The 15093-nt window shown below is 38.9% G+C and carries 15 protein-coding genes and 1 pseudogene; 3 read left to right on the top strand and 13 right to left on the bottom strand.

The window, feature by feature from the left end:
- Positions 1-293: 293 nt before the first annotated feature.
- The 8 genes from cbpD to HT736_RS01250 form a co-directional block, all read right to left on the bottom strand.
- On the bottom strand, positions 294-1412 hold the full coding sequence (gene cbpD, locus HT736_RS01215) for a choline binding-anchored murein hydrolase CbpD (protein ID WP_000698583.1): 1119 nt from the start codon (positions 1410-1412) through the stop codon (positions 294-296).
- 88 nt (positions 1413-1500) lie between these two features.
- Positions 1501-1767 carry a Veg family protein gene (locus HT736_RS01220; RefSeq protein WP_001278160.1) on the bottom strand — a complete coding sequence of 89 codons (267 nt, stop codon included), beginning with the start codon at positions 1765-1767 and terminating at the stop codon, positions 1501-1503.
- A gap of 1 nt (position 1768) precedes the next feature.
- Positions 1769-3121, bottom strand: coding sequence for a replicative DNA helicase (dnaB, locus tag HT736_RS01225; RefSeq protein WP_000852492.1), 1353 nt, complete (start codon positions 3119-3121; stop codon positions 1769-1771).
- Positions 3122-3164: 43 nt separating this feature from the next.
- Complete coding sequence (gene rplI, locus HT736_RS01230; RefSeq protein WP_000864214.1) at positions 3165-3617, bottom strand: 50S ribosomal protein L9; 453 nt, start codon at positions 3615-3617, stop codon at positions 3165-3167.
- On the bottom strand, positions 3614-5587 hold the full coding sequence (locus HT736_RS01235; RefSeq protein WP_172927987.1) for a DHH family phosphoesterase: 1974 nt from the start codon (positions 5585-5587) through the stop codon (positions 3614-3616). Before HT736_RS01235 ends, rplI begins: the two co-directional genes overlap by 4 nt.
- Positions 5588-5722: 135 nt before the next feature.
- Complete coding sequence (gene raiA / locus HT736_RS01240; RefSeq protein ID WP_000599099.1) at positions 5723-6271, bottom strand: ribosome-associated translation inhibitor RaiA; 549 nt, start codon at positions 6269-6271, stop codon at positions 5723-5725.
- Between the two features lie 79 nt (positions 6272-6350).
- Positions 6351-7013: a ComF family protein gene (locus HT736_RS01245; RefSeq protein ID WP_023936284.1), complete on the bottom strand. Its 663-nt coding sequence runs from the start codon at positions 7011-7013 to the stop codon at positions 6351-6353.
- On the bottom strand, positions 7010-8308 hold the full coding sequence (locus HT736_RS01250; RefSeq protein ID WP_172930666.1) for a DEAD/DEAH box helicase: 1299 nt from the start codon (positions 8306-8308) through the stop codon (positions 7010-7012). The genes HT736_RS01245 and HT736_RS01250 overlap by 4 nt, the downstream gene beginning before the upstream one ends.
- 56 nt (positions 8309-8364) lie before the next feature.
- Here HT736_RS01250 and HT736_RS01255 point away from each other — a divergent pair, with 56 nt between their 5' ends.
- From HT736_RS01255 to cysK, 3 genes and pseudogenes are all read left to right on the top strand, one after another.
- Positions 8365-9000: a YigZ family protein gene (locus HT736_RS01255; protein WP_000395743.1), complete on the top strand. Its 636-nt coding sequence runs from the start codon at positions 8365-8367 to the stop codon at positions 8998-9000.
- Positions 9001-9104: 104 nt separating this feature from the next.
- Positions 9105-9188, top strand: a pseudogene (locus HT736_RS11550) (PH domain-containing protein); the annotation flags it as partial.
- 96 nt (positions 9189-9284) lie between these two features.
- Positions 9285-10211: a cysteine synthase A gene (gene cysK / locus HT736_RS01260; protein ID WP_023936280.1), complete on the top strand. Its 927-nt coding sequence runs from the start codon at positions 9285-9287 to the stop codon at positions 10209-10211.
- Positions 10212-10332: 121 nt separating this feature from the next.
- On the opposite strand, the gene tsf is transcribed toward cysK, so the two are convergent.
- The 5 genes from tsf to mreC all read right to left on the bottom strand — a co-directional run bounded on the left by tsf (position 10333) and on the right by mreC (position 15047).
- Positions 10333-11373, bottom strand: a complete 1041-nt coding sequence (gene tsf / locus HT736_RS01265; protein ID WP_023936278.1) for a translation elongation factor Ts — start codon at positions 11371-11373, stop codon at positions 10333-10335.
- Between the two features lie 78 nt (positions 11374-11451).
- A complete protein-coding gene (gene rpsB / locus HT736_RS01270; protein ID WP_000268466.1) occupies positions 11452-12231 on the bottom strand; it encodes a 30S ribosomal protein S2 in 780 nt (259 codons plus the stop codon).
- Positions 12232-12453: 222 nt separating this feature from the next.
- Positions 12454-13641: a CHAP domain-containing protein gene (locus HT736_RS01275; protein WP_023936275.1), complete on the bottom strand. Its 1188-nt coding sequence runs from the start codon at positions 13639-13641 to the stop codon at positions 12454-12456.
- A 93-nt stretch (positions 13642-13734) separates the two neighbouring features.
- On the bottom strand, positions 13735-14229 hold the full coding sequence (gene mreD, locus HT736_RS01280; protein ID WP_023933023.1) for a rod shape-determining protein MreD: 495 nt from the start codon (positions 14227-14229) through the stop codon (positions 13735-13737).
- Positions 14229-15047, bottom strand: coding sequence for a rod shape-determining protein MreC (mreC, locus tag HT736_RS01285; RefSeq protein ID WP_001078988.1), 819 nt, complete (start codon positions 15045-15047; stop codon positions 14229-14231). The genes mreD and mreC overlap by 1 nt, the downstream gene beginning before the upstream one ends.
- Between the last annotated feature and the right edge of the window lie 46 nt (positions 15048-15093).

Raw genomic sequence — 15093 nt, forward strand, 5'->3', positions numbered from 1 at the left:
TTTTTGGACTTTAAGGTTTCTGGCCCCCTTATCCGCTATATACGCCTTACTATCACCTTCCTGTTCGTAGAGCCACGATTTCGCTATCCCTTCCTCTGACGATTCTTATTTCCAGCGTCAGACTTAAAACGGTCTATCCCCAGACCGTTTTAATCCGCTACCTCACGATAGTCAGGCTTGGGAATCGCTATTGGGTTCACCGGTAGCAGGTGCCCACCGAGGACTTACACCTCAGATGCACGACATGCCCGTCGTACCAGAAAAGAGCAGGAAAAATTTCCTACTCCAATTTTCTACACTCGTTCTCCATCACTGTTTACTCTGTAGCCATCCACCGTCGTATTAACAGCTAGGGCACCTGAAGAGTAAGAATAATACCACTTACCAGAAACTTGATACCAGCCTGTTTTCATTGCCCCTGAACTATCCAGATAATACCACGAGCCATTTTCCTTTAACCATCCTGTCTGCATTTCACCAGATAATTTCAAATAATACCAGCTAGAACCGTCTTTCAGCCAGCCTGTTGATTTAGAACCATTTGATTTGAAATGATACCAACTACCATTTATTTTCTTCCAACCGACAGTTGGACTACTATTGGATCTATAGCTAGAGCTATTTCCTGATTGATTCTGATAATTTTGTGAAGAAGTCACTCCCTCTAGCTGTATATAGCGACGACTTCCGTTATAAGCCGTATAACTCAACCACTTGTAGCCATCTTTTTCGAGAATTTGATCATAATGAACCTTCTCCCCAGGATAATAGTAATCAATCACAGTTGCGCTAGCTAGAGGTTGATTTTTGATAGCTGACTTAGTCTTAAAATAATGTGTGCCCCCTGTTGAAGCTAAGGATTGACTAGTCCCAACACTGCCACCAGCCAAATCTTTAAAATGAATAAATCCTGTCATCGTATTTGCTTTTATACTTCGTTTATTATAGGCTTCTGTATAACCATAGTTATATTCCTCGATCTCAATCTGATCTCCCATTACATTTGACACCCAGGCAACATGCCCATAAGTTCCTGCAGTAGACCAAGCAATGGAGCCAATCGTCGGTGTATTATCTACACGATAGCCTTCACGACGAGCACGATGCCCCCATTCATTCGCATTTCCATAAGCCCTTGGAATCTCAAAACCATTGACATTACTCAAACGAAAGGCTGCGAAAGAAGTACACTGACGAGAATACATGCGCCACTGATCAATCTCCTGGCTCCCATTTTTATAATAAGCAGGATAATCATCTCCACGCGCAATCGATCCATTCCCTCCAGAGTAGGCATAGACACTATCACCCGCTGCTAGCATCAATCCTACTACTAAAAAAGAAACAAGCTTTTTAACTGACATCTTCAAGTAATAACTTGTCCCTCTTGCTATAAACGGTAAAATTTTCATTCTTCCTCCTTGAAAAATAATATAAATCGAAGATTGCCTTCACTTAAACTATTCGGAGAAAAAAGAAAAAGTGAGAAAATTTCTCACTTTAGTCCAGATAATGAATCAAATTCTTTTCTGTAAGGATATCTGAGTAGGTAAAGGATTCAACGTAAACATTAGCTTGTTTATCTCCTTCAACGTTCCCAAATTCCACAATAAATAGGGATGGATAAACTTCAATTAACTTACCCAATCTATTTTTTTGGCGCTTGCGCCCATTTTCCAAAGTCATTTCAATTACATGACCCTCATGCGCCTTGATTTCCTCTTTGATTTTTTTCATCTTGGCTACATCTGTAAATGCATCTGACATCTTATGCCTCCCTCTTTGAGATACTTGAAAATTTATTGTATTCTTTTTGGAAAATCAATTCCACAGTTCCACGAGCTCCACTACGGTTTTTCTCGATAATAACTTCCACCTTATTATTTGGTATGCCTTCCTCTTCTTCACCACCACGCTCATAGTAATCGTCGCGATAAAGAAAGGCTACGATATCAGCGTCCTGCTCGATAGACCCAGATTCACGAATATCAGACAAGACTGGTCTTTTATCCTGACGTTGTTCTACACCACGAGACAACTGACTCAGAGCGATTACTGGAACATTCAGTTCCTTGGCTAGGATTTTCAACTGACGTGAAATTTCTGAAACTTCTTGTTGGCGGTTTTCTCGCCCAGTTCCCGTGATAAGCTGCAAGTAATCTATCAAAATCAAACCTAGATTGCCCGTTTCTTGAGCCAGTTTACGAGAACGAGAACGAATCTCTGTAATTCGAATCCCTGGCGTATCATCGATATAGATACTTGCGTTTGCTAGGTTCCCTTGAGCAATGGTATATTTTTGCCACTCCTCATCGGTCAATTGACCTGTACGGATAGAATGCGACTCAACCAACCCTTCTGCCGCTAACATACGATCGACTAGACTTTCCGCACCCATTTCCAGCGAAAAGATAGCAACCGTTTTGTCCAACTTAGTCCCAATATTCTGAGCGATATTCAAGGCAAAAGCTGTCTTACCAACCGCCGGACGAGCTGCTAAGATAATCAACTCCTCTTCATGCAGACCAGTCGTCATATGATCTAAATCACGATAGCCTGTCGCAATACCTGTAATATCGGTCGTTTGTTGCGAGCGAGCTTCCAGATTTCCAAAGTTGACATTCAACACATCTCGAATGTTCTTAAACCCGCTTCGATTAGCATTTTCACTGACATCAATCAGGCCTTTTTCTGCCTGAGCAATGATTTCATCAGCTGGTTGCGACGCTTCGTAAGCTTGATTGACAGACTCTGTCAACTTGGCGATTAATCGCCGTAACATAGCCTTTTCTGCAACGATTTTAGCATAATACTCCGCATTAGCAGAAGTTGGCACAGAATTGACAATCTCAACCAAGTAAGACAAGCCACCAATATTCTGCAAATCGCCTTGATTATCAAGAATGGTACGAACCGTTGTTGCATCTATGGCATCGCCACGATCGGATAAATCGACCATAGCTTGGAAAATCAAACGATGGGCATACTTAAAAAAGTCCCGAGACTCAATATATTCTCGCACAAAAACAAGCTTACTCTCATCAATAAAGATAGCCCCCAAAACGGATTGTTCAGCTAAGATATCTTGAGGTTGTACTCGTAACTCTTCTACTTCTGCCATCAGATTTCCCTTCCTTTTACAATCTTGTCAAGAAGGTGTAAACTTATCCTTCTTTCACACGAAGATTGATTACACTTGTGATATCTTGATAGATTTTCACTGGCACATCAATCAAACCAACTGCTCGAATCGGAGCTTGTACTTGAATATGACGTTTATCAATCTTAATTCCAAATTGCTTTTGCAATTCTTCTGCAATCTTCTTATTGGTAATAGAACCAAAGGTACGACCATCTGGACCAACTTTTTCAACAAATTCTACAACCGTTTCTTCTGCTTCAAGTTGGGCTTTAATTGCTTTTGCTTCTGCAATCATCTCAGCGTGAGCTTTCTCTTCAGATTTTTGTTTACCACGAAGTTCACCTACAGCTTGAGCAGTCGCTTCTTTTGCTAGGTTCTTTTTGATAAGAAAGTTTTGCGCATACCCTGTTGGTACTTCCTTAATTTCGCCTTTTTTACCTTTTCCTTTAACATCTGCTAAAAAAATTACTTTCATTCTTCTTTCTCCTTTTCCTTTATTTCATTTAATACAATTTCTGTCAGTTTTTCACCTGCTTCTGACAAGGTTAAATCTTTAATTTGAGCTGCTGCCAAATTAAAGTGACCTCCACCGCCTAACTCTTCCATAATCCGTTGCACATTCAGTTTACTACGACTCCGAGCTGAGATGGATATAAAGCCTTGTGTATTTTTCGCAAGAACAAAACTCGCTTCAATACCTGACATAGCTAACATGGCATCTGCTGCCTTACTAATAACAACTGTATCATAGCATTTCGTGTCCTTAGCCTCTGCTATTAGTACATCTGAACCTAATTTACGCCCCTGTAAAATCAGTTCATTGACCTCACGATATTCTTCAAAATCTGTCGCAGCGATTTCTTGGATAGCAATACTATCACTTCCGCGCGTTCTGAGATAGCTAGCAACATCAAATGTCCGACTAGTCACTCGTGAGGTGAAATTTTTAGTATCCAGCATCATACCAGCCATCAAGACACTTGCTTGCATACGACTCAAACGATTTTTCTTAGAATTTTGGAACTGAATCAACTCCGTTACCAACTCACTGGCACTGCTTGCACCACTTTCGATATAAGTGATAACTGCATTGTCTGGGAAATCCTGATCCCTTCTATGGTGGTCAATAACAATGGTTTGGGTAAATAAATCATAAAAATCTTTTGATAATGTTAAGGCTGTCTTTGAATGGTCTACAAGAATCAACAAAGAACGATTGGTCACCATCCCCATTGCATCCTTAACAGACAACAACTTCGTAACTCCTTCTTTTTCTAAGAATGAAACAGCTCGTTCAATATCTGGAGACATTTGTTCTTCGTCATAAAGAGCATAGCTATTTTCAATCACATTGCTGGCGAACAACTGCATACCTACAGCAGAGCCCAAAGCATCCATATCTAAATTTCTATGCCCAACTACAAACACTTGATCCACACTACGAATCTTATCAGATATGGCTGTCATCATTGATCGAGTACGGGTACGAGTGCGCTTGATGGACGCAGCCGACCCACCGCCAAAGTAGACTGGATTTTTCGTTTCATCATTCTCCTTGACAACCACCTGGTCGCCACCACGTACTTCAGCCAAGTTCAAGTTGAGCAAAGCAACTTTCCCTATTTCATCATGATTTCCATCGCCATAAGAAAATCCCATACTTAAGGTCAAGGGCAACTGCCTCTGTTTCGACTCTGCTCTGAAAGCATCAATAACAGAAAATTTATCATTCATCAAGCCCTCAAGCACCGTATAGTCAGTAAATAGATAAAATCGATCCATACTTACCCGACGAGAAAACATCATGTATTTTTCTGAAAACTCTGATATAAAATTAGCTACAAAACTATTGATTTGACTAATATCTGACTCAGAAGTTGCATCCTCCAAATCATCATAATTATCCACAGACACAACTCCAATCACTGGTCGACTCGTTACTAATTCATCTGTTATGGCTTGCTCCCTGGATACATCTACAAAATACAAAACACCGGAAGAAGAATCCATATGAACAGCATAACGCTTCTCACCCAGCTTAGCATAAGTAGACGGATTTCCTACTGAAGCCTTGATAATCGTTTGAACAGCTTCTAAATCAAAATCGCCATCTTCCTTGGTCAAAATCAATTCAGCATAGGGATTAAACCACTCAACCTCTCCAGAAGATAAATTCAATTTCATAACACCTACAGGCATCTGTTCCAATAGAGATGTCAAACTTTCTTCCGCTTGGTGGTTTACATACTGTATCTGTTCTACATCACTCCTTGTATAATGCACTCTCAGTTTCTTAAATAAAAAAACATAGCCTCCTACAAAAAGAAACAAAATGAAAACCGTCAACAGATTATTATTAACAAAAATAATGAAAGTGGATAAGACTCCAAACGCAATCAATCCTACTAGAATAGGAAAAATTGGACTTACATAAAATTTTTTCATTCAAAACCTCTTGGCACCCATTATACCATAATACCCCTCAAAAAGCGACTTTTTAAAAGTGTAATCAGTAATTCTATCAATTATAAGAAAAAGGTAGTTTACAATTCAGTAAACCTACCTTTACACATATTGAAATTAAGATTCTTTAACCTCTAACAAACCAATTTCGCCATCCTCACGACGATAAATCACATTGGTTGTCTGATCTTCAACATCCACATAGATAAAGAAATCATGCCCCAATAAATCCATTTGTAGAATTGCTTCTTCCAAATCCATTGGTTTTAAATCAATTTGTTTTGAACGAACAACTTTAGACTGGACAACATTTGAATCTTCCACCAAAGCATCTGTAAATAATTGACCAGTTGCTACCTTATTTTTATTTTTACGCTCGATTTTTGTTTTATTTTTACGAATCTGACGTTCAATTTTATCAGTTACAAGGTCAATTGAACCATACATATCTTGAGATACATCTTCTGCACGAAGAGTAATAGAGCCAAGCGGAATCGTTACTTCCACTTTAGCAGTTTTTTCACGATACACCTTCAAGTTAACTCGAGCATCCAACTCTTGTTCAGCTTGAAAATACTTTTCGATCTTTTCGAGTTTAGAAACTACATAATCACGAATTGCTTCTGTTACTTCTAGGTTTTCACCACGTATACTATATTTAATCATATGAGTACCTTCTTTCTAAACATTTTTGTTTTTATGATTTTATTATAACGCTTTCATTCTATTTTTGCAAATTTTTTCCTCATCTTACAAGGGAAAATGTTTTTACATCCTTAGCACCAGCTTCTTCCAACAGTTTCTTGACACGATTTATAGTTGCTCCTGTAGTATAGATATCATCTATAAGTAGGATTTTTTTAGGAATAGTGACTCCACTTTTTATAAAGAAAGGAAGTTCTGTCCCCAAGCGTTCTGAACGATTTTTAGAAGAACTGGCTCTCTCTTCTCTTTTCCCTAGTAAATCCAGATACGAAAAACCTGCTGCCTCTACCAAGCCCTCAACCTGATTAAATCCTCTGTTAACATATCTATCAGGACTTAGGGGAATGACTACAAATTGATACTCTTTGTACTTTTTTAACTCCTCACTTAAAACTGAAGCAAACACTTTTCTTAAAAGGAAGTCTCCATCAAACTTATACCGACTGAAAAAATCCTTCATAGCTTGATTGTAAGTAAAAATCGCTCTATGACTGACTTCAACTCCTTCTTTACACCAAAATTGACAACCTTGACACTTTGTTGACAATCCTATTTTCATACAGTTTGGACAGTGCTCTTCTCCAATCCTCTCAAAAGTAGAATCACAATCTAAACAAAGACAGGAGGCATCATTCTTCAGAAGTAAGAGACTACTAAAAGTTAAAACAGTCTTCATAGTCTGCTCACATAACAAGCACTTCATAGACCAGCCTCCTTATTCATCATCTGAATTTCCTTAATCGCCTTCTTAATTGAAGCATTTAACCCATCATGGAAGAAAAGCAAATCTCCTGTCGGTCTATCCATACTTCGTCCAACTCGTCCACCAATTTGAATCAAACTAGACTTGGTAAACAAACGATGATTGGCCTCTACTACGAAAACATCCACACAAGGGAATGTAACTCCACGCTCCAAGATTGTCGTACTGATAAGTATTGTCAGCTCCCCATCTCGAAAAGCTTGTACTTGCTCTAATCGATCCTCTGTTACAGAAGATACAAAGCCAATTTTCTCATTTGGAAATTGCTCCTGTAAGATTTCTTTTAACTGCTCCCCTTTCTTAATTTCTGAAGCAAAAATAAGTAACGGATAACCTGTCTTTCTCTGCTTATCAATATAGGACTTTAACTTTGGCGACAAACACTTCTTATCTAAGTAGCGATTAAAATCCGATAACCAAATTGGTTTTGGAATAATCAACGGATTTCCATGAAACCGTCTCGGTAAGCTCAATCTTTTTAGTTCTCCTAAACGGACTTTCCTATCTAACTCATCTGTCGAAGTCGCTGTTAAAAAGATTCTCAATCCATTCTCCTTTACACTATTCTTGACAGCATGGTAAAGCGTGGGATTGTCAACATAAGGAAAGGCATCTACTTCATCCACTATCAGCAAATCAAAAGCTTGATAAAACTTCAATAACTGATGGGTCGTCGCAACAACTAGTGGTGTTCGAAAATACGGCTCTGATTCTCCGTGTAGTAAAGATATCTCGCAAGCAAAATCATCTTGCAGGCGCTTGTATAGCTCCAAACAAACATCTATGCGAGGACTGGCCAAACATACTGCACCACCTTCATCAATCACTTTGGCCACTACTTGATAAATCATTTCTGTCTTTCCAGCTCCTGTTACAGCGTGAACCAAGGTTGGCTCCTGCTTGTCTACTGCTCGAATCAGTCCCTGTGATACCTTCTCTTGAAAAGGAGTTAATTGACCACTCCATTTAAGAACATCTTGCTTCGGAAAATCCTCCTGCGGAAAATAGTATAAAGCTTGATCACTCCTGACTCGCTTCATCAGTAAACACTCCCTACAATAGTAAGCACCGATGGGCAAATACCATTCCTCTAAAATAGCACTATCACAACGTTGACAGAAAAGTTTCCCTTTCTCCTTTCTCATTGCTGGAAGTTTCTCCGCCAACTGACGTTCCTCTTTAGTTAATTCATTCTCAGTAAACAAACGACCGAGATAATTTGGATTTACTTTCATACTTCTTTATTCGTAAAAACCTAGCGCTTTAGATGATTTTTTAGTACAATTAAATCATGGAATTTAGAACAATTAAAGAGGACGGTCAAGTCCAAGAAGAAATCAAAAAATCTCGCTTTATCTGCCATGCCAAGCGTGTTTATAGCGAAGAAGAGGCTCGTGACTTCATTACTGCCATCAAAAAAGAACACTACAAAGCGACACATAACTGCTCTGCCTTTATTATTGGAGAACGTAGTGAAATTAAACGTACAAGTGATGATGGTGAGCCTAGTGGTACTGCTGGTGTTCCCATGCTTGGGGTACTAGAAAATCACAATCTCACCAATGTCTGTGTGGTTGTGACACGCTACTTTGGTGGTATTAAACTAGGCGCTGGAGGACTAATTCGTGCTTACGCCGGCAGTGTCGCCTTAGCTGTCAAAGAAATTGGCATCATTGAAATAAAGGAACAGGCGGGCATTGCTATTCAAATGTCTTATGCTCAGTACCAAGAGTACAGTAACTTTCTTAAAGAACATAATCTCATGGAGCTGGATACAAACTTTACAGATCAAGTCGATACGATGATTTATGTTGATAAAGAAGAAAAAGAAACTATTAAAGCTGCACTGGTAGAATTTTTTAATGGAAAAGTCACTTTAACTGATCAAGGTTTACGCGAAGTTGAGGTTCCTGTAAACCTAGTGTAAACAATAGATAATACAGTGTTTCACTGATATTTCCACCGCTACTTTAATTAGCAAAATAAAAAGATGCGTACCAAAATATACTAGAAAATGAAGCAATTCAAACGAAACCTGATATCGTTTTCCTTTACACCTATTTACTAGAATTAGCTGAACACAATCGCTTAAAAATTAATGGCTTAGACCTGTGATATAAAAAAATCCTATCACTTCGATAGGATTTCTATATTTTACAAATGGTATAGATAGCGTTATACTAGAAATATCTTATACAAAGAGGTATTCATATGTCTATTTATAACAACATTACTGAACTAGTCGGTCAAACACCGATTGTTAGACTCAACAACATTGTGCCAGAAGGTGCTGCAGATGTCTATGTAAAACTTGAAGCATTTAATCCTGGTTCATCTGTAAAAGACCGTATTGCCCTTAGCATGATTGAAAAAGCTGAACAAGATGGTATTCTGAAACCTGGTTCTACTATTGTTGAAGCAACAAGTGGAAACACTGGTATTGGACTTTCATGGGTAGGGGCTGCTAAAGGGTATAAAGTTGTCATCGTTATGCCTGAAACTATGAGTGTAGAACGCCGTAAGATTATCCAAGCCTATGGTGCTGAACTCGTCCTTACGCCTGGTAGCGAAGGAATGAAGGGTGCTATTGCTAAGGCTCAAGAAATCGCTGCTGAACGTGATGGCTTCCTTCCTCTTCAATTTGACAATCCAGCTAATCCAGAAGTACACGAAAGAACAACAGGAGCTGAAATACTAGCTGCTTTCGGTAAAGATGGACTAGATGCCTTTGTTGCTGGAGTGGGTACCGGTGGAACGATTTCTGGTGTTTCTCATGCACTCAAATCAGCAAATTCAAACATTCAAGTTTATGCAGTGGAAGCTGATGAATCTGCTATTCTATCTGGTGAAAAACCTGGTCCTCACAAAATTCAAGGTATCTCAGCTGGATTTATTCCTGATACACTTGATACTAAAGCCTATGATGGTATCGTTCGTGTAACATCAGATGATGCTCTTGCACTCGGACGTGAAATTGGTGGAAAAGAAGGCTTCCTTGTAGGGATTTCCTCAGCTGCAGCTATCTACGGAGCCATCGAGATTGCCAAAAAATTAGGTACAGGTAAAAAAATCCTTGCTCTAGCACCAGATAACGGTGAACGTTATCTCTCTACAGCACTCTATGAATTTGAAGTTTAGTCTCCTAAATACAATTGGCCCTTATTATAGGGCTTTTTATTTTTACCTTGAAAATAGGAAGCTCTCCCTATAAGGATCGACTGCATAGAAAAAAGGAAGCAAATTTACTTCCTTTCTATAATTAGTTATTCAAGGCTGCTGCCATTGTAGCTGCAACTTCAGCTTCAAAGTCGTTTGCAGCTTTCTCAATACCTTCACCAACTTCAAAGCGAGCGAACTCAACTACTGAAGCGTTAACTGATTCAAGGTATGCTTCAACTGTCTTGCTGTCATCCATGATGTAAACTTGTGCAAGAAGTGTATAAGCTTGGTCAACTTTAGTGTTGTCAAGCATGAAGCGATCCATTTTACCTGGGATAATTTTGTCCCAGATTTTTTCTGGTTTGCCTTCTGCAGCCAACTCAGCTTTGATGTCAGCTTCAGCTTGAGCAATCACTTCATCAGTCAATTGTGCTTTTGATCCATACTTCAAGTGTGGAAGAGCTGGTTTGTTAACCATTGCACGACTTTCGTTATCTTGGTCGATAACGTGGTTCAATTGTGCCAACTCATCTTTAACAAATTGCTCATCCAATTCTTTGTATGAAAGAACTGTTGGTTTCATCGCTGCGATGTGCATTGAAATTTGTTTAGCAAGTGCTTCGTCTCCACCTTCGATTACAGAGATAACACCGATACGTCCACCGTTATGTTGGTAAGCTCCAAAGTGTTGTGCGTCTGTTTTTTCAATCAATGCAAAGCGACGGAATGAGATTTTTTCTCCGATAGTTGCTGTTGCAGATACGTATGCAGCTTCAAGAGTTTCACCTGAAGGCATTGTCAAAGCAAGAGCTTCTTCGTTGTTAGCTGGTTTTCCTTCAACGATTGCTTTAGCTGTTGCGTTTACTAACTCAACAAATTGAGCGTTTTTCGCAACGAAGTCAGTTTCAGCATTTACTTCAACAACTGCTGCAATGTTACCGTCAACATAAACACCAGTCAAACCTTCTGCAGCAACACGGTCAGCTTTCTTAGCTGCCTTAGCCATACCTTTTTCACGAAGCAATTCAATCGCTTTTTCGATGTCACCGTCTGTTTCTACAAGCGCTTTTTTAGCGTCCATAACACCGGCACCAGATTTTTCACGCAACTCTTTTACAAGTTTAGCTGTAATTTCTGCCATTTTGATTCTCCTATATTTTTTAAAAATAGGAGAGCCGGGCTAAGCCCCGCCCTCCTAGGTAATTACTATTTATATAAATTAAGCGTTGTCGCCTTCTACAACTTCAACGATTTCTTCAATTGAATCTGCTTGAGTTTCTGAAGCTGCAAATTCTGCTTCAACTGCTACTGCATCCTCACCTTGACGTCCTTCGATGATAGCGTCAGCCAATTTAGCTGTGATCAATTTAACAGCACGGATAGCGTCATCGTTAGCTGGGATGATTACATCAATATCATCTGGATCAGTATTTGTGTCAACCATCGCTACAACTGGGATTCCCAATTTTTTAGCTTCTTTAACAGCGATTTGCTCTTTATGTGGGTCAACTACGTACATCACATCTGGGATACGAGGCATATCTTCGATACCACCCAAGAATTTTTCAAGACGCGCACGTTGTTTGTTAAGAAGTGCAACTTCTTTCTTAGGAAGAACTTCGAAAGTTCCATCTTCTTCCATACGTTTGATTTCTTTCAAACGAGCGATACGTTTTTGGATTGTTCCCCAGTTTGTAAGAGTTCCACCCAACCAACGGTGGTTGATGAAGTATTGACCTGAACGTACTGCTTCTTCAGCAACTGCATCAGCTGCTTGTTTCTTAGTACCAACGAACAATACAACTGCATCGTTAGCTGCTGCATCACGCATGAAGTCGTATGCTTGGTCAGCATATTTTACAGTTTGTTGCAAGTCGATAACGTGGATTCCGTTACGTTCAGTAAAGATGTACTTAGCCATCTTAGGGTTCCAGCGACGAGTTTGGTGACCAAAGTGTACACCAGCCTCAAGAAGTTGTTTCATTGAAATTACTGCCATGAGTATTTCTCCTTTTTGTTTTTTCCTCTTCTTGACTTCAACTCGCAAAACGACCCAAGGGCAACTGCTTCACAATTCATCAAGAATGAGTATTATCGTTCATACGACAATTTTTATTCTACCATACTTTTTCGATATTTTCAAGCTATTTTGATGGGATTTTTAATAGTTATTGTCTCTGGTAAAATCTGAAAAGAGGGCTCTATTCGAGTCCCTCTATAATTAGTCTGCATAAATATATGTTACAAAACCTTCAGAAGTCGTTGTTGGATTGAACCATCCACGGTGATTTCCAATTGTACGATTCCCAGCATAATTTGATTCTGATACTTGGATACGTGTTGTTGATTCAACAGCTGTAACAACCGCTACGTGACCATATCCACCATCGTTCCAACATGCAATTGCTCCAACTTGAGGTGTTGAACCTGTACGGAAACCTGCTGCTGCTGCACTTGTGGCCCACTGTGCTCCATTACCCCAATAGTCTCCAGCCCAAGGTGCTAATGTTTTAACTCCCCATGTACATTCACCAATTGGATAAGTTGAAGCATTTGTACTGTATGTTGGGCGTTGTTTGACTGCCACAGGAGTATATGTTGTTGATTCCGAAGAAGCTACAGCTTGAACCTGTGCTGCAAAAGTCGTATTTCCAGAAGCAACAACTGTTTGTTGTTGACTTACTTGTTTTGCCTTATAAGCTGCTTCTGCTGCCGCAGCTGCACGAGCCTCTGCCTCAGCTGCTGCTTTTTGCTCTAATAGACTTGCTTTTTCCCCTTCAGCTGTCGCTTTCTCAGCAGCAAGACTCAATTCAGCAGCCTTTAGTTCTGCCTGTTTCGTAGTCAATGCTTGAGCATCATCAGCTAATTTTTGTTGATTAGCAATTACAGTATTGATAGCATCATTATTTGCTACTTGTTTTTCAGAAATAGCTTTTTTATCTGCCTTTTGTTGTTCTAACATTTTGTTGTTCGCAGATACGATTTCACTCATTGCAGTAACACGTGAAATAGCTTCTGTAATTGATTTTGAGTTTACAATGGTATTGATATAGCTAGTTGCAGCTCCATTTGTTTGAGCACTACGAGCTTGTTTTTCCAAAGATTGGTTACGAGAAACAATGTTTTTGGAAAGTTCTGTAATCTCACCCTCGAGTTTCTTAGATTCTGCTTGTAATCTATCATTTTCAGATTGCAAGTTAGATTGCTCTGCTTGAATCGCAGATACTTGCTCCTGAATTTGATCAACTTGTTTTTGTGCTTCTTCTTGTTGTGCTGTTAAATTACTAATTTTATTATCTTGAGCAGCAATTTTGTCATCAGTCGTTTCTGCATGGGCAGTCGTCAATACTGCTGCCTGGGAAACCATTACTGTACTTAATAAAAGCGAGGCTAAGATTTTTTTCTTCATGGCTAATAAATACTCCTTCTGTTTAAGACAATACTAGTATACCAAAAAAAATTCCAATAAACATTACGCCTTTGTTACATTTATATGTCGTTCTTATAGATAATATTTTTCAAAAATAAATTGAAAAACAGTAATCCATAAAAAATTTAAAATCATCGTCGGTACCAAGCTATAGACTATAAAAATCGACATGCTATCTACTGTCAACCCTACCATAAAAGCCAAAAGATAACTACCCATTTCAAACAGGAATGTCAGCACAATCATAGCTAGCATTCTTGTCCAACGATTCAACAAAATAACACTATTCAATTTATGAAGGAAGGCTCCCAATAAGATAAATAAGAGAGTTGCAATCCCTATTAGATGGAAAAAGTAAACATCATAAACCAAGCCTATAACAAAACAATAGACTAGATAGAGATACTCTGATACTTCTATCGTCTCAAATAAGAGAAATAGAAACAGAAAATGACTAGCCAAATGTACATGGGGGAAAAATGAGCCCAGAAGCTGGCTAATATGGGCGTCAATTAGAACAAAGAAAGGAAGCAATAAAAATACTCCAACCTGCTTCAACTGTCTCATTATGAATTCCCCACTAATTCTATCACATCCACATTATGAGTATCTGCACTCAATTTAACAGTTACTTCTCGTGTCAAATAGTCTGTACTATGCGTTGTGGCAACCACTTCACCAACAGGAATATCCGCAACATTAAAGTTTCCTAATCCACCCGTTGTCACCTTATCGCCTGAACTAATATCGCTATTACTATTTAATTGGCTAATTTTAAGAACTTCATTTTCCTTGTCGTAGCCAACAATAATACCATAAATTGTGGTAGTGCCGTGTTGAATTTTAACAGAAATCTTATCAGCATTTTCCGTATTTGTCAGAAGGTTGACCATAGTAGAGTTGTCCTCCACTTTTGAAACACTCCCAATCAAACCACCGTTTGCAATTACTAACATATTCTCAGAAGCACCTTTTGATCTACCTGCATCCAAGGTCAACTCCTGCTTCCAAGATACCGGAGAACGCATAATAACATCTGCTGCCAAAGTCTTTGTGGCTTGCAATTTAGACTTCATATCAAGCAATTGACGCAGTTGTTCATTTTCCGTCTTTAAACTTTCCGCCTCATTTGATTTGACTTCTAACTGGTAAAGCTGTTTCTTCAAACTTTCATTTTCATTATATGCTCGTGTCAAATGAGCCAAATCTGATTTGACAGAATCAAACCACCGAAAAGGTTTTTGCACAACCCTATCAACCAATGAGATTCCATCTCCTAATTTTGTCACAATTGTACTTGAATAAGTCGTCGCTAAGAGAGCTGAGACAAGCAGAACAGTGACAAAAACAATAATGACATATTTTGATTTTTTAAAACGGTTCATATCCCTACCTTTATATCAAGAACTGTTACAGTAACTTTTTTATCAA

The sequence above is a fragment of the Streptococcus sp. 339 genome (genome assembly GCF_013277285.1).
GTDB classification, from domain to species: Bacteria; Bacillota; Bacilli; order Lactobacillales; family Streptococcaceae; genus Streptococcus; species Streptococcus pseudopneumoniae.

Bases quoted from the DNA above. Each gene is read 5' to 3' on its own strand.
- rpsB (WP_000268466.1), bottom strand. From the start codon at position 12,231: ATGGCAGTAATTTCAATGAAACAACTTCTTGAGGCTGGTGTACACTTT.
- HT736_RS01275 (WP_023936275.1), bottom strand. From the start codon at position 13,641: ATGAAGAAAAAAATCTTAGCCTCGCTTTTATTAAGTACAGTAATGGTT.
- mreC (WP_001078988.1), bottom strand. From the start codon at position 15,047: ATGAACCGTTTTAAAAAATCAAAATATGTCATTATTGTTTTTGTCACT.
- HT736_RS01255 (WP_000395743.1), top strand. From the start codon at position 8,365: ATGGAATTTAGAACAATTAAAGAGGACGGTCAAGTCCAAGAAGAAATC.
- dnaB (WP_000852492.1), bottom strand. From the start codon at position 3,121: ATGGCAGAAGTAGAAGAGTTACGAGTACAACCTCAAGATATCTTAGCT.
- HT736_RS01220 (WP_001278160.1), bottom strand. From the start codon at position 1,767: ATGTCAGATGCATTTACAGATGTAGCCAAGATGAAAAAAATCAAAGAG.
- rplI (WP_000864214.1), bottom strand. From the start codon at position 3,617: ATGAAAGTAATTTTTTTAGCAGATGTTAAAGGAAAAGGTAAAAAAGGC.
- HT736_RS01245 (WP_023936284.1), bottom strand. From the start codon at position 7,013: ATGAAGTGCTTGTTATGTGAGCAGACTATGAAGACTGTTTTAACTTTT.
- HT736_RS01235 (WP_172927987.1), bottom strand. From the start codon at position 5,587: ATGAAAAAATTTTATGTAAGTCCAATTTTTCCTATTCTAGTAGGATTG.
- tsf (WP_023936278.1), bottom strand. From the start codon at position 11,373: ATGGCAGAAATTACAGCTAAACTTGTAAAAGAGTTGCGTGAAAAATCT.
- cbpD (WP_000698583.1), bottom strand. From the start codon at position 1,412: ATGAAAATTTTACCGTTTATAGCAAGAGGGACAAGTTATTACTTGAAG.
- HT736_RS01250 (WP_172930666.1), bottom strand. From the start codon at position 8,308: ATGAAAGTAAATCCAAATTATCTCGGTCGTTTGTTTACTGAGAATGAA.
- cysK (WP_023936280.1), top strand. From the start codon at position 9,285: ATGTCTATTTATAACAACATTACTGAACTAGTCGGTCAAACACCGATT.
- raiA (WP_000599099.1), bottom strand. From the start codon at position 6,271: ATGATTAAATATAGTATACGTGGTGAAAACCTAGAAGTAACAGAAGCA.
- mreD (WP_023933023.1), bottom strand. From the start codon at position 14,229: ATGAGACAGTTGAAGCAGGTTGGAGTATTTTTATTGCTTCCTTTCTTT.